This is a genomic window from Lysobacter sp. FW306-1B-D06B (assembly GCF_038446665.1).
Taxonomy (GTDB): domain Bacteria; phylum Pseudomonadota; class Gammaproteobacteria; order Xanthomonadales; family Xanthomonadaceae; genus Lysobacter_J.
The window spans coordinates 3,354,830-3,373,141 of the sequence record NZ_CP151802.1 but is presented as its reverse complement, the minus strand read 5'-3'; the positions used below and the strand labels follow the sequence as shown (position 1 = coordinate 3,373,141).

17 protein-coding genes are annotated in these 18,312 nt (G+C 68.6%); 4 read left to right on the top strand and 13 right to left on the bottom strand.

Going from position 1 to position 18,312, the window contains the following annotated elements; translation table 11 throughout:
• Window positions 1–3: 3 nt before the first annotated feature.
• From AAFF32_RS15645 to AAFF32_RS15630, 4 genes are read right to left on the bottom strand one after another with little or no spacing between them, the layout of a single operon-like run.
• On the bottom strand, window positions 4–897 hold the full coding sequence (locus AAFF32_RS15645; protein ID WP_342317287.1) for a hydroxymethylglutaryl-CoA lyase: 894 nt from the start codon (window positions 895–897) through the stop codon (window positions 4–6).
• Between the two features lie 11 nt (window positions 898–908).
• Window positions 909–2,930, bottom strand: coding sequence for an acetyl/propionyl/methylcrotonyl-CoA carboxylase subunit alpha (locus tag AAFF32_RS15640; RefSeq protein WP_342315693.1), 2,022 nt, complete (start codon window positions 2,928–2,930; stop codon window positions 909–911).
• A 4-nt stretch (window positions 2,931–2,934) separates the two neighbouring features.
• Window positions 2,935–3,321, bottom strand: coding sequence for a VOC family protein (locus tag AAFF32_RS15635; RefSeq protein WP_216962038.1), 387 nt, complete (start codon window positions 3,319–3,321; stop codon window positions 2,935–2,937).
• Window positions 3,322–3,342: 21 nt separating this feature from the next.
• Window positions 3,343–4,125, bottom strand: a complete 783-nt coding sequence (locus AAFF32_RS15630) for an enoyl-CoA hydratase-related protein (RefSeq protein WP_342315692.1) — start codon at window positions 4,123–4,125, stop codon at window positions 3,343–3,345.
• A gap of 162 nt (window positions 4,126–4,287) precedes the next feature.
• Between AAFF32_RS15630 and AAFF32_RS15625 the strand changes: the two genes are divergently transcribed.
• Genes AAFF32_RS15625 through AAFF32_RS15615 form a run of 3 tightly spaced genes read left to right on the top strand, consistent with a single transcriptional unit; the run spans window position 4,288 to window position 6,673 of the window.
• Window positions 4,288–4,548: a FeoA family protein gene (locus AAFF32_RS15625; RefSeq protein ID WP_216962033.1), complete on the top strand. Its 261-nt coding sequence runs from the start codon at window positions 4,288–4,290 to the stop codon at window positions 4,546–4,548.
• Complete coding sequence (feoB, locus tag AAFF32_RS15620; protein WP_342315691.1) at window positions 4,545–6,416, top strand: ferrous iron transport protein B; 1,872 nt, start codon at window positions 4,545–4,547, stop codon at window positions 6,414–6,416. The genes AAFF32_RS15625 and feoB overlap by 4 nt, the downstream gene beginning before the upstream one ends.
• 2 nt (window positions 6,417–6,418) lie before the next feature.
• Window positions 6,419–6,673 (top strand): DUF6587 family protein, encoded by a 255-nt coding sequence (locus AAFF32_RS15615; protein ID WP_342317286.1) that lies wholly within the window; start codon window positions 6,419–6,421, stop codon window positions 6,671–6,673.
• Between the two features lie 255 nt (window positions 6,674–6,928).
• Here the strand turns inward: AAFF32_RS15615 and AAFF32_RS15610 are convergent, their stop codons facing one another.
• The 7 genes from AAFF32_RS15610 to AAFF32_RS15580 form a co-directional block, all read right to left on the bottom strand.
• Window positions 6,929–7,294, bottom strand: a complete 366-nt coding sequence (locus AAFF32_RS15610; protein WP_216962028.1) for a hypothetical protein — start codon at window positions 7,292–7,294, stop codon at window positions 6,929–6,931.
• Window positions 7,291–7,890 (bottom strand): polymer-forming cytoskeletal protein, encoded by a 600-nt coding sequence (locus tag AAFF32_RS15605; RefSeq protein WP_216962025.1) that lies wholly within the window; start codon window positions 7,888–7,890, stop codon window positions 7,291–7,293. Before AAFF32_RS15605 ends, AAFF32_RS15610 begins: the two co-directional genes overlap by 4 nt.
• Window positions 7,891–8,273: 383 nt before the next feature.
• Entirely contained in the window at window positions 8,274–9,884 is a 1,611-nt protein-coding gene (locus AAFF32_RS15600; RefSeq protein ID WP_216962022.1) for a carboxyl transferase domain-containing protein, read from the bottom strand.
• 162 nt (window positions 9,885–10,046) lie between these two features.
• The gene (locus AAFF32_RS15595; protein ID WP_216962018.1) at window positions 10,047–10,424 is read right to left on the bottom strand and encodes a hypothetical protein; all 378 of its coding nucleotides are present in this window, start codon (window positions 10,422–10,424) and stop codon (window positions 10,047–10,049) included.
• Window positions 10,425–10,734: 310 nt separating this feature from the next.
• Window positions 10,735–11,103, bottom strand: coding sequence for a hypothetical protein (locus AAFF32_RS15590; protein WP_216962015.1), 369 nt, complete (start codon window positions 11,101–11,103; stop codon window positions 10,735–10,737).
• Window positions 11,104–11,225: 122 nt separating this feature from the next.
• Entirely contained in the window at window positions 11,226–12,401 is a 1,176-nt protein-coding gene (locus AAFF32_RS15585; RefSeq protein ID WP_342315690.1) for an acetyl-CoA C-acyltransferase, read from the bottom strand.
• Between the two features lie 96 nt (window positions 12,402–12,497).
• Window positions 12,498–13,073 carry a GNAT family N-acetyltransferase gene (locus AAFF32_RS15580; protein WP_342315689.1) on the bottom strand — a complete coding sequence of 192 codons (576 nt, stop codon included), beginning with the start codon at window positions 13,071–13,073 and terminating at the stop codon, window positions 12,498–12,500.
• A gap of 124 nt (window positions 13,074–13,197) precedes the next feature.
• On the opposite strand from AAFF32_RS15580, the gene AAFF32_RS15575 reads away from it, so the two are divergent.
• Window positions 13,198–16,116 carry a S8 family serine peptidase gene (locus tag AAFF32_RS15575; RefSeq protein ID WP_342315688.1) on the top strand — a complete coding sequence of 973 codons (2,919 nt, stop codon included), beginning with the start codon at window positions 13,198–13,200 and terminating at the stop codon, window positions 16,114–16,116.
• 146 nt (window positions 16,117–16,262) lie between these two features.
• On the opposite strand, the gene AAFF32_RS15570 is transcribed toward AAFF32_RS15575, so the two are convergent.
• Together AAFF32_RS15570 and AAFF32_RS15565 are read right to left on the bottom strand one after the other, a co-directional pair.
• Entirely contained in the window at window positions 16,263–17,420 is a 1,158-nt protein-coding gene (locus tag AAFF32_RS15570) for an isovaleryl-CoA dehydrogenase (RefSeq protein WP_216962003.1), read from the bottom strand.
• Between the two features lie 167 nt (window positions 17,421–17,587).
• Window positions 17,588–18,295, bottom strand: a complete 708-nt coding sequence (locus AAFF32_RS15565; protein ID WP_342315687.1) for a carbonic anhydrase family protein — start codon at window positions 18,293–18,295, stop codon at window positions 17,588–17,590.
• Between the last annotated feature and the right edge of the window lie 17 nt (window positions 18,296–18,312).

Genomic DNA, 18,312 nt, shown 5'->3' with positions numbered 1-18,312 from the left:
AGGTCACGCCGCCGCCAGGGCCTTGGCGACCTTGCTGCCGGTATCGCGCCCGAGCAGCGTCGCGAGCCAGCGGCCGGTGTCGGCCAGTTTCGCCAGGTCGATTCCAGTCTCGATCCCCAGGCCATGCAGCATGTACACCACGTCCTCGGTTGCGACGTTCCCGCTGGCGCCCTTCGCGTACGGGCAGCCACCCGTGCCCGAGACCGCCGAGTCGACCACCGCCACGCCTTCTTCCAGGCAGGCGAGCACGTTCGCCAGCGCCTGCCCGTAGGTGTCGTGGAAGTGCACGGCCAACGCGTTGATCGGCACTTCCGCCGCCACCGCCAGCAGCATCGCGCGCGCCTTGCCCGGCGTGCCGACGCCGATGGTGTCGCCGAGCGAGATCTCGTAGCAGCCCATTTCGTGCAGAGCACGCGCCACGCGCACGACGTCGCTCAGCGGCACGTCGCCCTGGTAGGGGCAGCCGAGCACGGTGGAGACGTAACCGCGCACGGCGACGCCGTCGGCGCGCGCGCGCTCCATCACCGGCCTGAAACGCTCCAGCGATTCGTCGATGCCGGCGTTGATGTTCTTGCGATTGAACGCTTCCGACGCCGCGGTGAACACCGCGATCTCCTCCACGCCGACGGCGCGTGCGCGCTCGTAGCCCTGTTCGTTCGGCACCAGCACGGGGTAGTGCACGCCCGGCTTGCGGTGGATGCCGGTGAAGACCTCGGCCGCGTCGGCCAGCTGCGGCACCCACTTGGGGCTGACGAAACTCGTCGCTTCGATGCTGCGCAGGCCGGTGTCGGACAGGCGGTCGATCAGCGCGATCTTGTCGGCGGTGGCGATGGTCGCCTTCTCGTTCTGCAACCCGTCGCGCGGGCCGACTTCGACGATGCGGACGGCGGGCTTCATGGCGGCCTCGCTCATGCGGTCTGGTCGAGGGAGACGAGCACGGCGTCGGCCTCGACGAAGTCGCCGCTGGCCGCGCGCACCTGCGCGACCTTGCCGGCGCGGGGCGCCTTCAGGCTCAGCTCCATCTTCATCGCCTCGATCACCATCAGCTCCTGTCCGGCCTCCACGGTGTCGCCCTCGGCCGTCCTGACCAGCACCACGCGCCCGGGCATCGGTGCGAGCACCTGGTGACCGGCATTGCCGGCACTGCTGCGCTCATGACGATACATCGGGACCCCCAGCAGGCGCAGGCGACGTTCGCCGTCGTGCACCACCAGCCGCTGGCGTCCTTCGGCCAGCGTATCCAGTTCAAACGTAAAGCGGCGTCCATGTCCGCCAATGCGCAGGCTGAGCGCGCCGTCGTGCCCGATGCGGGCCCCTTCGACCGCATGGGAGCGGCCCTGCAGCTCGATCCGGTAAGCCCCGTCCGCGCCCTGCGCGTGCAGCTCGTGGCGGGTCTCGCCCTGCAGGAAGGCCAGGCTGCGGTGGCCGCCGTGCCCCAGGCGCCAACCGTCGGCGATGGCCCAGGGCGAGCTCGGATCGGTCGAGGCGGCCGCCAGCCTGCGCGTGTCGCCTTCCTGCGCGAGCAGTTGCGCGGTGGCCGCGGCCAGCAAGAGGTCGGCGTCGTCCTCGCCGGGGGACGGCATGAACTCGTCCAGATGGCGGTCGAGGTAACCCGTGTCGATGCGGCCTTCGACCACGGCGGGGTGACGCGTCAGCCGTTCGAGGAACTCGATGTTCGACTTCGGCCCGGCGATGTCGCACGCCGCCAGCGCCGCGCGCAGCTTCGCCAGTGCGGCGGGGCGGTCTTCGGCGTGAACGATGAGCTTGGCGATCATCGGGTCGTAGAAGATCGTGACGGTGTCGCCTTCGACGACGCCCGAATCGATGCGCACGCCTTCGCCCGGTGCGGGCAGGCGCAGGCGTTCCAGGCGGCCCGAACCCGGGAGGAAGCCGGCTTCCGGATCCTCCGCGTACAGGCGCACTTCGATCGCGTGGCCGTCCTGCGCGATGGCGTCCTGCGCCAGCGGCAGGGGTTCGCCCGCGGCGACGCGCAGCTGCCATTCGACCAGGTCGAGTCCGGTCACCATTTCGGTGACGGGATGCTCCACCTGCAGGCGCGTGTTGATCTCCATGAAGTAGAAGCCGCCGTCCTGGCCGACGATGAACTCCACCGTGCCCGCGTTGACGTAGTCGATCGCGCGCGCGGCCAGCACGGCCGCATCGCCCATCGCGTGGCGCAGCTGCGGCGTGAGGAAGGGCGAGGGCGATTCCTCCAGCACCTTCTGGTAGCGGCGCTGGGCGGAGCATTCGCGTTCGTTGAGGTGGATCGCATGGCCGTGCGCGTCGGCGAAGACCTGGATCTCGATGTGGCGCGGCTGTTCGACGTAGCGTTCCAGCAGGACGCGGTCGCGGCCGAAGGCGTTGGCCGCTTCGCGCTGGCAGCTTTGCAGGTTCGCCGTGAACTCACCGCTGTCGCGAACGATGCGCATGCCTTTGCCGCCGCCGCCGTGCGCGGCCTTGATCATCAGCGGATAACCGATGGCGTCGGCCTCGCGTTGCAGGCGATCGGGCGCCTGGTCTTCGCCGGTGTAGCCGGGCACGACCGGCACGCCCGCCGCCTGCATCAGTTCCTTCGCGCCGGCCTTGCTGCCCATCTTGCGCATCGATGCAGCCTTCGGGCCGATGAACACCAGGCCGGCGGCTTCCACCGCGTCGGCGAAGTCGGCGTTCTCGCTGAGGAAGCCGTAGCCGGGATGGATCGCCTTCGCGCCGGACTTGAGCGCGACCTCGATGATCGCCTCGCCGCGCAGGTAGCTTTCCTGCGGGCGCGGGCCGCCGATGTGGAATGCCTCGTCGGCCTGGCGCACGTGCTGCGCGTCGGCATCGGCATCCGAGTACACGGCGACGGTGCGGATGCCCAGGCGGCGGCAGGTGCGGATGACGCGGCAGGCGATCTCGCCGCGGTTGGCGATCAGGATCTTGTCGAACATGCACTCACTCTGGGCTGTGGCAGACGGCTTCGAGGTTGTTGCCGTCGAAGTCGATGACGTAGGCGCCGTAATAGTTCGGGTGGTAATGCGGGCGCAGGCCCGGCGCGCCGTTGTCGCGCGCGCCGTGCTGCAGGGCGATGGCATGGAACTCGTCTACGGCCTTGCGCGTGGCGGCGACGAAGGCGACGTGCACGCCGGTGGTGGCGGTGGCGCCGGTGCCGATCCAGAACGCCGGCTTGCCGGTCGGGCCGAAGCCGCAACCTTCGTAGCCGCCGGTCTGCTCCTTCGTCACGTCCATGACGATTTCGTAGTCCAGCACGCCCAGCACGCGCTCGTAGAAGGCGCGTGCGTGTGCGTAGTCGGAAACGGTGACGCCCATGTGGTCGATCATGTTCGTGTCCTCGTCATGCCTTTATTGGGTCCAGCGCGGCTTGCGCTTGTCCAGGAACGCACCGAGGCCTTCCTGGCCTTCGTCGGACACGCGCAGGCGGGCGATCAGGTCGGCGTTGTCGGCATCCAGGCGATTGCGGTCGCGTTCGAACGCCACGCGCCGCACCAGCGACTTGGCCTGCGCGCTGGCGTACGGGCCGGCCTTGAGCAGCAGGTCGACCTGGCGCTGCACTGCCGCGTCCAGGCCGTCGGCCGGCACCACCTGATGCAGCAGGCCGATGCTCAGTGCGGTGGCTGCATCGAAGATTTCGGCCGTGGCGAACCAACGCCGCGCCTGGCGCGGACCGATCGCATCGATGACGTAGGGCGAGATCACCGCCGGCAGCAGGCCGAGCTTGCTTTCGGTCAGGCCGAACTTCGCCTCCGTGGAGGCGATGGCGATGTCGCAGCAGGCCACCAGCCCGACGCCGCCGCCGAAGGCCGCGCCCTGCACACGGGCGACGGTGGGGCGGGGGAGTTCGTCGAGCAGGCGCATCAGACGGGCGAGGGCGAGCGCGTCGGTGCGGTTCTCCGCCTCGCTGGCGGCGGCCATGCCGCGCATCCAGTTGAGGTCGGCGCCGGCCGAGAACGAAAGCCCTTCCCCTTCCAGCACCACCACCCGGACACTGTCGTCCTCGGCCACCGCTTCCAGCGCGCCGGTGAGCGCGGCGATCAGCATGGCGTCGAAGGCGTTGTGCAGCTCGGGACGGTTCAGGCGCAGCCGGGCGACGGGGCCTTCGCGCAGGTTCAACAGCGGGTTGGTCATCGGGCCCGGACGCTTGTTGGAGTCTGGCGAATGATAGCCGCTGCCCTCCGGGCGCCGTGCGACGAAGGTTGCGGCGAGGCCCGGAGTGCTACAATCGAGAACGATTCCCATTTGGTGCCGAGGCCCGGACGTACGCCGCCGGGGCTGGCCTGCAGGTGAACCTTGAAGCTGTCCGAACTGCCACGCCGCACTGCCGCCACCGTCGACACCGTCGAAGACCAGGCGCCGAACGACGCGATCGCCCGCCGCCTGCGTGAGCTGGGCTTCGTGCGCGGCGAGCGCGTGGAAGTCATGGCGGCCGGTCCGGTCGCGAAGGAGCCGCTGCTGGTGCAGGTCGGCTTTACCCGCTTCGCCCTGCGTCGCAGTGAAGCGGCGCGCGTGCGCGTTTCCCTGGACGGCGCTGCGGCCGGAGCCACCGCATGAGCGCCGCCGAGACCGCCGTGCGCGTCGCGCTGATCGGCAACCCCAATTGCGGCAAGACGGCGCTGTTCAACCAGCTCACCGGCAGCCGGCAGAAGGTGGCGAACTACGCCGGCGTCACCGTGGAGCGCAAGGAAGGCCGCTTCCACGCGCCGTCCGGCCGCAGCTACGCGGTGCTGGACCTGCCCGGTGCGTACAGCCTGCACGCGGCGAGCCTGGACGAGGCCGTCGCTCGCGACGTCTGCCGCGGCTTCTATCCCGGCGAACCCACTCCGGACGTGCTGGTGTGCGTGGTCGACGCGACCAACCTGCGCCTGCACCTTCGCTTCGCGCTGGAAGTGCGCGAACTCGGCCGGCCGATGGTGCTGGCGGTCAACATGATGGACGCCGCCAAGCGCCGCGGCATCGAAGTCGACCTGGCCGCGCTGGAGCGCGAGCTCGGCGTGCCGGTCGTGCCGACGATCGCCGTGCGCAACGGCGGCGCGCGCGAGCTGGTGGCGATGCTGGACCGCGTGTCCGAGAAGCTCCACGAACCCGACACCCATCTGCCCGAAGCGTTGGCCCACGACCCCGATGCGCTGCATGCCGAAACGCGCCGCCTGCTGTCGCTGGCGGTGACGATGCCGCGCCGCACCGCCGAGGTGGACGACGCACTCGACCGCTGGCTGCTGCATCCGGTGCTCGGTCTGATTCTGCTGATCGTGGTGATGTTCCTGATCTTCCAGGCGGTGTTCGCCTGGGCGACCCCGATCATGGACCTGATCGACGACGGAACCGCCGCATTCGACGCGGCCGTGCGCACCGCGCTGCCGGAAGGGCCGCTGACGAGCCTGTTGACCGACGGCATCATCGCGGGCCTGGGCGGCGTCATCGTCTTCCTGCCGCAGATCCTGATCCTGTTCGCCTTCATCCTGGCGCTGGAAGAGTCCGGCTACCTTCCGCGCGCGGCCTTTCTGCTCGACAAGCTGATGGCCGGCGCCGGTTTGTCGGGCCGCTCGTTCATTCCGCTGCTGTCGAGCTTCGCCTGCGCGGTGCCCGGCATCATGGCCACGCGTTCCATCCAGGACCCGCGCGACCGTCTGGCCACGATCATGGTCGCGCCGCTGATGACCTGCTCGGCACGTCTGCCGGTGTACACGTTGCTGATCGCGGCCTTCATCCCGTCGCAGAAAGTCGGCTGGTTCAACCTGCAGGGACTGGTGCTGTTCGGCCTGTACGTGGCCGGCATCGTGAGCGCGCTGGCGGTGTCGTGGATCATGAAGAAGTGGCGCCGCGACAAAAGCGAGCACCCGTTGATGCTGGAGCTGCCGTCGTACCGCATCCCGCATCCGCGCGACCTGCTGATCGGCTTGTGGGAACGCGCGTGGATTTTCCTGCGTCGCGTCGGCGGCATCATCCTGGCGCTGACGATTCTCTTGTGGTTCCTGCTGTCGTTCCCGGCCGCGCCGGTGGGCGCGACCGGCCCGGCCATCGATTACAGCTTCGCAGGCCGCATCGGCCATGCCATGACCGCCGTGTTCGCGCCGCTGGGCTTCAACTGGCAGATCTGCATCGCGCTGATCCCGGGCCTGGCTGCGCGCGAGGTTGCGGTGTCGTCGCTGGCGACCGTGTATGCGCTTTCCGCCGTCGACGACGATGCCGCCGCAAAGGCGCTGGAACCGATCATCAGCACCGGCTGGTCGCTGGCCACGGCACTGTCGCTGCTGGTGTGGTTTATCTATGCGCCGCAGTGCATCTCGACGTTGGCGACCATCAAACGCGAAACCAACTCGTGGAAGCAGGTCGCGATTTCCGCGGGCTACCTGTTTGGGCTGGCCTACCTGGCTTCGCTGGTGACCTACCAGGTCGCCGTGGCGCTGGGAGCAGGATGAGCATGGACGCCGGCCTGCTCGCGCAGTACGCGATCATCGCCGTGGCGGTGCTGCTGAGCGCGTGGTTCGTCGCCAAGCGGCAGTTCCCGAACGCAGTGCGCCGGCTGCGCATTGCTCTCGCCATTCCGCTGGTGCGCGAAGGTCGCGCCGGATGGGTGCAGAAGGTGGGTCGCTGGATCGCGCCGCCCGCCGCGTTGAACGACGGCAGCTGCGGTGGGTGCAACAGCTGTGGGCCGACGATTCCGAAGCGGCATTGACCCCTGGAAGAGCCCCTTGGTCGATTGACCCACGTGCGCTAACCGCAGCGGCCGTAAACCCTTCGACAGAAGGTGCTCGCAACGCCATCGAGAGGGGCGCAAGCGGCGACCCCAGAGGCGAGAATTTCGGACGTCCCTGGCCCTCTCTCCAGCCCGTGACGCCGAGCCCCTCTCCCACTTGCGGAAGAGGGGCTGGGATGACGGCCGTTGTTTTAGCGCTCGACCATGCGCGCATGTGTGCGACACCTCGCGCTCTCAGTGCCGACCGCGCTTCGCCCGATACCCGCGCACTTCGACCGCCTCGACCTCGAGCGTGAACGAGCGCTCCTCGCCGTGGAAGAGTGCGCCCACGCCCATGACCTGGCGTTCCACTTCCTCACCGTCCGCATTGCGGATGGTGAGCACGACCGAGTACTCCAGCGCGTTGTCGCCAGGCGGCGGTTTGATGGTGCCCTCCACGCGCAGCGGCACCGACCGCCGCTGCGCGGACTGCGCGGCATCCGGATCGAAACGCAGGTGGTGCCGGCACGATGGACAGACGTTGGCGCTTTCCAGGATCGTCGTCTTGCAGTGCGGGCAGGTCCGCGTCGCGCCGGGTGTACCGGGGCGCGCGAGGCTCATGACGCGGTGGACGCCTCGGACTTGGCTTCGTTCTTCTCCGTCTTGTCCGCCTTCTCGGCCTTGCCGGACGGCTTGGCATCGCGATCGTCGAAGCCGAAGTCCACCTGGCCGCGCATGCGCGAACCCGGGGCAATGCTGACCACGCCGGCCTTGACGTCGCCTACCACCACGCCGCCCTCGAGCAGTTCGACGCGCTGGGCAGATTCGACGTTGCCTTCCAACTCGCCGGCGATCACGACCTTGCGCGCGCGCACGCCGCCGTTGACCTTGGCGCCCACTTCCACGGTGAGATCACCGTCCACCTGCACGTCGCCCTTGAAGCGACCGGCGATTCGGATGTGGCCGGCGCCATTGATCTTGCCTTCGATCGACAAGTCGGCGGCGATCACGGATTCCTTGCCTTCGCGCTCGGCCGCTCGGGGCGTCTGCGCAGGAGTGGGAGAGGGCGCGGTAACAGCAGCGGGCTTGGGTGCGCCGAACGAGAACTCGTCGCGAGTCGGCTCCTTGGGCAGAGCGGACTCGGGCTGGCCGGGTGCCGGAGCGGGCGCGCCTTCGCGCTTCGGGGCGGGGGACTGTGGGGAATTGAAGATCGCCATGACGCACTTCCTCGATTGGCAGGAGCGGGGCAATGCACGGGGGTGCAAAGAACGGGTCAACCCACCCGAGGCTACGCACGCAAAGCTTCGCACTGTGTGACAAGGCGCAATGAATCGAACGCTGCATTCGCGTCGTTCATGGAGTGATCACCTGTCTGAATCGGGGCGAGCAGTGGCTCGGCATGCGCCCATGCGATGCGCAGATGCAGAATCTCGTGTCCCTCAGGGCGTCGCGGCTTGACAGGTTTGCTGGCACTCGCCACGACGCGTCCTGCGCCTCATTCGGCCCGCGCCCTCCTGTCAGCTCACACTGCGATCTGACCCGATACGCGCTGCGGTTGCAGCGGCGACGCCACACGCGTGCGCTATCGGGCCTCTCCGCATCACATGCGGAACACGCCGAAGCGCGTGCGGTCCTCGATCGGCGCATTGAAGCTGGCTGACAGCGCGAGACCGAGCACACGTCGCGTATCGGCTGGATCGATGATGCCGTCATCCCACAACCGCGCGGTGGCGTAGTACGGATTGCCCTGCGATTCGTACTGGTCGCGGATCGGCGCCTTGAAAGCATCCTCTTCCTCGGCCGACCACGATTTGCCCGCCGCCTCGATGCCATCCCGCTTGACCGTCGCCAGCACGCTGGCCGCCTGTTCGCCGCCCATTACCGAGATGCGCGCGTTCGGCCACATCCACAGGAAACGCGCACCGTAGGCACGGCCACACATCGCATAGTTGCCGGCGCCGAAGCTGCCGCCGATGACGACGGTGAACTTGGGCACGTGCGAGCAGGCCACGGCCGTCACCATCTTCGCGCCGTCCTTCGCGATGCCGGCGTTCTCGTACTTGCGACCGACCATGAAGCCGGTGATGTTCTGCAGGAACACCAGCGGGATACCGCGCTGGTTGCACAGTTCGATGAAATGCGCGCCCTTGAGCGCGCTCTCGGCAAACAGGATGCCGTTGTTGGCGACGATGCCGACCGGATAGCCGTGCACGTGCGCGAAACCCGTTACGAGGGTCTTGCCGTAGCGCGCCTTGAACTCCTGGAACGCGCTGCCGTCCACCACGCGCGCGATCACTTCGCGAATATCGAACGGACGGCGCGTGTCCTTGGGCACGATGCCGTACAGCTCGCCCGGCGCGTACAGAGGCTCGCGCGATTCCTGCACCGCGACCGGCAGCGTCTTGCGACGATTGAACGTGCCGACGATGTCGCGCGCGATCTGCAATGCATGACGATCGTCCTCGGCGAAATGATCCGCCACGCCCGACACGCTGGTATGCACGTCGGCGCCGCCGAGTGCTTCGGCATCGACGACTTCACCCGTGGCGGCTTTCACCAGCGGCGGGCCGCCGAGGAAGATCGTGCCCTGTTCCTTGACGATGACCGATTCGTCGCACATCGCCGGGACATAGGCGCCGCCGGCGGTGCACGAGCCCATCACAACGGCGACCTGCGGGATGTTCTCCGCGCTCATGCGCGCCTGGTTGTAGAAGATGCGGCCGAAGTGCTCCTTGTCGGGGAACACCTCGTCCTGCAGCGGCAGGAATGCGCCGCCCGAGTCCACCAGGTAGACGCAGGGCAGGCGGTTCTCGCGCGCGACTTCCTGCGCGCGCAGGTGCTTCTTGACCGTCATGGGGAAGTACGTGCCGCCCTTGACCGTCGCGTCGTTGGCGACGACCACGACTTCCTGGCCCATCACCCGGCCGATGCCGCAGACCAGGCCGGCCGCCGGTGCTGCGTCGTCGTACATGCCTTCGGCGGCCAGCGGCGCGATTTCAAGGAAGGGCGAGCCCGCGTCGAGCAGTGCGGCGATGCGATCGCGCGCGAGCAGCTTGCCGCGCTCGGTGTGCTTGGCGCGCGCCTTCTCGCCGCCGCCTTGGGCTGCACGGGCGAGGCGGGCGTCCAGCTCGTCGACGAGCGCGCGGTGGTACGCGACGTTGTCCTGGAATTCCTGCGAGCGGGGATCGATGTGGGAAGTCAGTGCGGGCATCGATGCTGCGGCGTGCGGAAGATGCGGCATCAGACCATAAAGCGCCGCTCGCGGCCAATCGCGGACGGGCGCAAACGGCTGCCCGTGCACGGCGCTTTCCGGTGTCAGAAAAAACGAAGGCCCGCGGTGAGCGGGCCTTCGGGACCTCTGCTGCAGAGTGCCTTACTTGCGTTCGGCCGCTTCCTGCTGCGCCTTCTCGGCGGCGGCATCGGCCTTCTCCGCAACCTTGCCGGCCGCGTCGGCGGTGGCCTGCGCTGCATCGGCCGTGGCGGCGGCGGCGCCCGCGGCGGCATCGTCCGCGACTTCCTTCGTGCGGTCGGCCGCGTTCTCCATCGCCGTGCCCGCGCGTTCGGCGGCGGCATCGGTGGCGGCAGCCGCAGCCTCGGCGGTTTCGCGCGCGGCGTTGGCGGTTGCGTCAGCGGCCTGGTCCGCGGCAGCGGCGGCCTCGGCAGCTTCGCTCTGCGTGTCGGCGCGATTGCAGGCCGACAGTGCGAGTGCGGTGACGGTCATGGCAATGGCAGCGTAGAGCTTGGTGTTCATGGGTTCTCTCCGGATGACGTTGGTTGGGGGTCCCAGCCGGGGCGGACGATGCCAGCGTTGGTGCGAAGGAAAAGTCATCGGCGGCGCCATCGTGCTCCCCGGTGATGAACCCTGACGAAACCCGGGGCGGGGATAGGAGGGCGAGCCCTCGCTGGGATCGGGGGCAAATTCCGCGGGCCCGAAGAAAGGCGAAACCCCGGTGATGTCGGCGCCGTGCGCGTTTGGATCGCGCAAAAAAAGAAAAAGCCGCCGGGAATCCGGCGGCTTCTTCGAAGAGGTAAGAACCTGGGCAGTTGCCTGCCCGAGGTTATTACTTCTTGCCTTCTTCCTTGGCAGCGTCGGCAGCCTGCGTGGCAGCGTCAGCAGCCTGGGTGGCGGCGTCAGCGGCCTGCGAAGCGGCGTCGGCAGCGGCGTCGGCAGCGGCCGGAGCAGCAGCGGCGGCGGTGGCGTCGGCCGAAGCGGCGGCAGCGTCAGCAGCCTGGGCAGCGGTGTCGGCAGCGGCCTGGGCAGCGTCGGCAGCAGCGGCGTCGCCAGCAGCAGCGGCGTCGGTGGCAGCAGCAGCGGCTTCGGTCGAAGCAGCGGCGGCGTCAGCAGCAGCTTCGTCAGCCTGCTTCTGGTTCGAGCAGGCGGCCAGAGCGGCAACCATAGCCAGGGCGATCAGCGCCTTGTTGAAGGTCATGATTTTTATCCTCGTCGTTTAGTTAGGCAACGCGCAATTGCGCGTCAATAACATGATGACAAGCCGGTGACGCGTGTCAAGCGGCTTGGCCGGTTTTTTTTGAGTAATGCGTTCTTAACGTCTTATAGCAGCTCGATGGCGACAGCGGTAGCCTCGCCACCCCCGATGCACAGCGAAGCCACGCCCCTCTTGACGCCCCGTGCACGCAACGCGTGCAGCAACGTCACGACCAGACGGGCGCCGCTGGCGCCGATGGGATGCCCCAGGGCAACAGCGCCGCCGTTGACGTTGAGCTTCTCGTGAGGGATGCCCAAGTCCTTCATCGGCGCCATGGCCACACAGGCAAACGCTTCATTGACCTCGAACAGGTCAACGTCCTCGACCTTCCAGCCGGCCTTGGCCAGAACGTTTGAAATCGCTTTCACCGGCGCGGTGGTGAACCACTCCGGCGCCTGAGCATGGCCGGCGTGCGCGACGACGCGCGCGATCGGCGTCAGGCCGCGCTTGCCGGCTTCTTCGGCGCTCATGAGCACCGTGGCGGCGGCGCCATCGGAAATCTTGGAAGAGGAGGCGGCGGTCAGCACGCCTTCCTTGCCGAACGCCGCGCGCAGCGTCGGGATCTTGGCCAGGTCGATCTTGCCCGGCTCTTCGTCGGTGTCGACGACGACTTCGCCCTTGCGACCCTTGACGGTCACCGGCACGACTTCGTCCTTGAACGCACCGCTGGCAAGCGCGGCTTGCGCGCGACGCGCGCTTTCGGTCGAGTAGGCATCGAGCGACTCGCGATCGAAGCCGTACTTGTCGCACGCCATGTCGCCGAACACGCCCATCGCCTTGCCGTCGTACGGATTGGTCAGGCCGTCCCATGCCATGTGGTCGAGCATTTCCGCGCTGCCGTAGCGAATGCCCGTGCGCGAGTTGTTGAGCAGGTGCGGTGCGTTGGTCATCGACTCCATGCCACCGGCGACGACGACGCTGGCAGAGCCGGCCTTGATGAGGTCGTGCGCGAGCATGATCGACTTCATGCCCGAACCGCAGACCTTGTTGATCGTGGTGCAACCGGCCGAAGTGGGCAGGCCCGCATTGAGTGCGGCCTGGCGAGCCGGCGCCTGACCGAGCCCGGCCGGCAGCACGCAGCCCATGATCACTTCGTCGACCTGATCGGCGGCGACGCCGGCGTGCTCGAGCGCGCCCTTGATGGCGGCCGTGCCCAGCGCCGGGGTCGGCACGCCGGTGAACTGGCCAAGGAAGGAACCGATGGCGGTGCGCTTGGCACCGACGATGACGACGTCGCTCATGGGGACTCCAGCAGAAAACTACGGCGGATTTGGACCGGCGCGCGGCCGGAACCCGTCGATTATGCGGGGCCGTGCTGCGGCGCCGCAAACCCGGCCTCAGCGCAGCTTCAGCAGGTAAAGCTGGCGGCCCCGCCCGGGCGGTCCCTGGCGCTTGAAGCCGTGCGGCTCGTACAGGTCCGGCACGCCGGTCCAGACGAAGGCGGCGGCCTGGCGCTCGCCGGGCGCCACGGCCTGCGGGTAGGCCTCTATCTCCTTCGCGCCCGCTTCCCGGGCCAGGCCCACGGCCCCCGCGACCAGCGCTCGCCCCACGCCTTGGCCGCGCCAGGAGGCCGGCACGTACAGACAGTTGAGCGACCAGGTGCCGGCCGACCAGTCGCGCACGAGCGCCTTGCTGCGATCCAGGCGCGGGAAATCCGCCCTGGGCCCGATCGCGCACCAGCCCACGGGCGCTTCGCCCGCGAACGCCAGCACGCCCGACGCTGCGCCGCCTTCCACCAGCCGGCGGAACGCCGCGCGGTTCGGCTCGCCCTTGGCGGCGTCCCAGGTGCGCCCGCCCATCGGCACGCGCCACCACATGCACCAACACCCGCCGCAGGCGCCGCGTGGACCGAACAGGGCTTCGATGACGGGCCAGTCGCCGGCCCGCAGCGGACGGGTGTGCACGGCGGTCACGGTTCACCAATGTGCATGGGGTGTGGATCCGTTGCGTCGAACGCGATGTCGATTGTGGGCCGACCCGGATTGGATCGATACTCCATCCACGCCCGCTGGGGAGCGGCGCGATCACGAGGACGACATGCATCATCTGGAAAAAGGACTTGTCACTGCGATGCGCGGTGTGTTGCTGTGCACGGGCTTCGTGGGCCTGGCGGCCTGCGGCGGCGGAGGCGGCGGTGGAAACGTCCGCTCCGACGGCCCGCTCTACGCACCCACCACGCCGCAGACACCCACGACGCCGACGCCGCCACCGTCGTCCACCCCCGTCGTCAGCACGCCGAACCCGGCCTACAGCGAGCACATCGCGCTGACCAACACCGCCCCCGCGCGCCAGGCCGGTTTGACCGGCGCGGGCCAGCGCATCGGCGTGGTCGACAGCGGCGTGATGCGCACGCACCCGGCGTTGTCGCCGCGCGTGCTTGCAAACCTCAACTTCGTCGGCAGCAGCAACAACCTGCTGGTGGACGACGTGCTCGGTCACGGCACGACCGTGGCGCAGATCGCAGCGGGCGCGCCCTTCGGCGCTTGGCCGGGCGGCATCGCGCCGGGCGCGCAACTGGTGTCCGCGCGCATCCTCGCCGACAAGCCGCCGACCGACGACGGCAGCGGCCAGGGCAATGAAGTCAGCGGCGAGCTCGGCCTGGCGCAGGTGCACCAGCAGCTGATCAGCAGCGGCGTGCGCATCATGAACAACTCGTGGGGCGGTCTGTACTGGACCAACACCGCGGCGACCAATCCGATCGCCGAGGAGTACCGCCCCTTCATCCACGGCAACAACGGCCTGGTGGTCTTCGCCACCGGCAATGACGGCCGCCCGAACCCCGACAGCATGGGCGCGCTGCCCAGCCAGCCCGGCCCGGGCGGCACGCTGCCGGCCGCCGACCTGGAGCGCGGCTGGCTCGCCGTGACCGCGGTCAATCCGTCCAACGTGCAGCAGTTGGACGTGGACTCCAAGGGCGTCGTCTACGCGAACGCCTGCGGCGTGGCGATGCGCTATTGCCTGGCCGCGCCGGGCACGGTCGTGTTCACCGGCGATGACGACAAGCCCAACGCCCCGACGTACTGGAAGGGTGCGGGCACCTCCTTCGCGGCGCCGCAGGTGTCGGGCGCGGCCGCGGTGGTGTGGCAGGCATTCCCGTACTTCAGCAACGACCTGGTGCGACAAACGCTGCTGGGCACCGCCACCGACCTCGGCGCGCCGGGTGTCGATGCCGTGTTCGGTTACGGCCTGCTCAACGTGGGCAAGGCGATCAACGGACCGGGCCGTTTCGACTGGGGCCAGACGACGGTCGACGTCACCGGCACCGACAACCGTCCCTGGTCGAACCCCATCGCCGGCACGGGTGGGTTGATCAAGCGCGGCACGGGCACGCTCAGGCTCACGGGCGACAACACCTATACCGGCAACACCGTGGTCGAGCAGGGCCGCCTGCAGGTGACGCGCGCGCTGCCCGGCGGTGCATCGATCATGCAGAACGCGCGCCTTCAGCTCATCGGCGGCATTCCCGTCAACGGCACTGTCCGTCCGCTCGAAGTCGGCCGGATCACCAACATCGGTTTCATCAACTTCACCGGCGGCGAAACGGCCTACGGCGCCGACTATCGCCTGACCGCGCTGGACGTCGCCACGCCGACGTCCACGATGGAAGTGGAGATCGGCGCGCACATCACCGTCGACACCACGGCCCGCCTGGGCGGAACGCTCGCGCTGCTCGGCCGCGCGCCGAACTACGTGATGCCGACGCCGAGCGTGACAAGCCCGCACCAGGAGGTGTTCCTCAACGCGCAGGGCGGTGTGATCGGACAGTTCTCCACCGTGTCCCTGTCGCCGTTCGTGGCAGGCACGGTCGGTTACGACACCAACCGCGCGTGGGTTTCGCTGACCCGCGCCGACGTGGCGACCACCGCCTCGTCGCTGGGCCTGACCCCCACTGCGCAGTCCAGCGCGGTGCGCATGGAAGGCGCGATGGATCAGATCGACGACAGCCTCGCCAACGGCGCGGGCACCGACGCCGACCTGCTCGCCGGTGCGACCGCGTTCCAGGGCACGCCCACGGCCAGCGCGGCGGAGCAGTCGCTGTCCAGCCTCTCGGGCGAGTTGCACGGCGCCGACACCGCCTTCGCGATGATGGCGATCGAAGGCAACCGCCGCGCGCTGGAATCGCGCATCGATGCATTGCAGGACGCCCCGATGGGCGGCGCGTGGTTCGACAACCTCGACTCGCAGCGTGCACTGTCGCGTTTCGACATGCAGTCCGACGGCTGGATGGCCGGCCAGGATCGCCGCTTCGGCGACCTGACCGTCGGTGCCGCGCTCGCGCAGACCGAAGGCTATGCGCACCACGACCAGCGTTTCGACCGTGAGCACAACCGCCAGCTCGAGGCGCAGTTCTATGCCAGCTACGACCTGGGCCAGGGCTACCTGCTGGGCAGCCTCGCCGTCGGCCGCATGCAACGCTGGACGCGTCGCGACGTGCTGCTGGGCGCCGACGCGTTCCGCATCGGCACCGACTACGCGCAGCGCTACGCCAGCGTTGGCGTGCAGGCAGGCCTGCCGGTGCGCGTGGGGCAGGGACGCATCACGCCTTATGTCGGTGTGCAGAACCTGCAGCTGGAACGCGATGGCTTCAGCGAGCAGGGCGCGTACGGTTTCGGCCTGAGCACCAACGACTCGACGCTGCGCGTGACCCAGGCGCTGCTCGGCGCGCGTTACGCGACCGGCTGGAACGTCGGCTCGTCCGAGTGGGACCTGCAGGCACGCATGGAATGGCAGCGCGGACTGTCGCAGTCCGGCAACGACCTGCACGCGCGCTTCACCGCGGTGGACCTGTGGTCGCCGATTCCCGGCAGCGCGCTCGATCGCAACGTCGGCGTGCTCGGCCTGGGCATCGGCACCTGGTTGCGCGGCGGCAGCCGCCTGAGCCTGGACCTCGATGCACGTCGCGACCAGGGCGAGACCTGGTCGCAGGCGATGCTCAACTGGACGACGGCGTTCTGATCGCATGAAACGAAAAGGCCGCTGCGCGATGCAGCGGCCTTGTTCTTTGCACACTCCCCTGCCAGCAGGGGAGTGTTGGGGACGGGGGGCGACTGGCGAGCTCACCGCGGAACGCGCTCGATCCGAACGCGATCCCGCTACATCGCTCAATGCCGCTCTTCGAACAGCTCCCGCCCGATCAGCATGCGCCGGATCTCGTTCGTGCCCGCGCCGATCGCGTAGAGCTTCGCGTCGCGCAGGATGCGCCCGGTCGGGAACTCGTTGATGTAGCCGTTTCCGCCCAGCGCCTGGATGCCTTCCAGCGCCACTTGCACGGCCGCTTCGGACGCATGCAGCAGGCACGCCGCCGCGTCGACGCGGCTGCTGTGGCCACCGTCGAAATCGCGCGCCACCTGGTAGGCGAACGCGCGGCTGGACTGCAGCGCGGTGTACATGTCGGCGATCTTGCCCTGCATCAGTCCGAACGTGCCGATGGCCGCGTTGAACTGCTTGCGCTCGCGCACGTAGGGCAGGGCGATGTCCAGCGCCGCCTGCATCAGACCGATCGGCCCGCCGGTCAGCACCAGTCGCTCGGTGTTGAGGCCGCGCATGAGCACGCGCACGCCCTTGTTGACCTCGCCCAGCACGTTTTCCGCCGGAATCTCGCAGTCCTCGAACACCAGCTCGCAGGTGTTGGAGCCGCGCATGCCGAACTTGTCCAGCTTCTGCGCGGTGGAGAACCCCTTCATGCCCTTCTCGACGATGAAGGCGGTCATGCACTGGCTGCCCGCGTCCTTGCCGGCGGTGCGCATGTAGACGATCAGCACGTCGGCTTCGGGGCCGTTGGTGATCCACATCTTGTTGCCGTTGGCGATCCACTTGCCATCGCGCAGTTCGGCGCGGCAGCTCATCGAACCCACCACGTCGGAACCCGCGCCCGGCTCGCTCATCGCCAGCGCGCCCTTCCATTCGCCGCTGCACAGCTTCGGCATGTACTTGTTGCGCTGGTCCTCGTTGCCGTTGGCGTAGAGGTTGCTCACGCACAGGTTGGAGTGCGCGCCGTAGCTCAGGCCCACCGAACCGGAGGCGCGTGAGATCTCTTCCATCGCGACCAGATGCGCGAGATACCCCATGTCGCTGCCGCCGTACTCGCCGGGCACGGTCATGCCCAGCAGGCCCATTTCGCCCAGCTTCGGCCACAGGTCCTGCGGGAACCAGTTCTCCTCGTCGATCTGCGCCGCGCGCGGTGCGATCTCCACCTCGGCGAAGCGGCGAATGGCGTCGCGCAGGGCATCGATGTCATCGCCGAGGGGGAAAGGGCGCATGGGAATCCTTGGGTCTGGAGGGCGGGCGCGTGTCGGACGACGTCGCGCGATGCGCCAATTCTAGGGGCCCGGCATGAAACCTTCGTCGTGCGGTGCAATAAAACGCGGGAAACCAGGCGCCCCGGGCCCGCTGCAATGGCGAATCCGGGGCGCCCGATGCGTCCCGCTCAGCCGCCGTAGCGAACCAGCGGACGGCCGTTCAGCGGCTGCACGTTGCGGTTGTTGTGGCGGTAATGCGCCACGAAAGCGTCGACCTGCTGCTTCGACATCGTCACCGGCGCGGGCAGGACATACCACTCCACGTTCTCCGTCAACGGCGGCGTGGTCAGCGAGCCCAGGTAGTGGTAGTAGCCGCGCTTGGCCGGCAGCAGGCCGTCGATGTCCACCTCATGCGGCGCGTTGCGCTTGTGCGCCAGGCTGTCGAGCACCGCCTGCGCCTGTGCGTTGGGCTTGCCGATCTCGTACATCACGCCGACCACGGCGAGCCGGCCGTCCTGCGCCTTGAAGACGTAGTGGCCTTCCAGCGGGAAGTGCTTGCCGTCGAGCGTGTGCTCGCTCTGCGCGTGGAAGTGGAACTGCGCCAGGGTGAAGTGGCGGCCGCGGATCGTCGCCTGCGTGGCATGGGTTTCCACTTCGACGGCATGGCCGTTGTCGATGGCCTCCATCGGCGCGTGCGTGTGGTCGAACGACAGCGCCAACGGCTCGTCGTCGCGCGCAGGCACGGCGTCGTGCGTGACGATGTCGATGGGCGACTGCGCGGTGTCGTGCGCGGCCTGCCACTGGTCCTGGTGGTCGTAGTCGATCTTGCCGTCGCCGGCATTGGCGGCGAACGCGGCGGCAAGGCACAGGGCGGCGAGGGGAAGGGCGGCTCGCATGAGGGCAACTCCGAAGT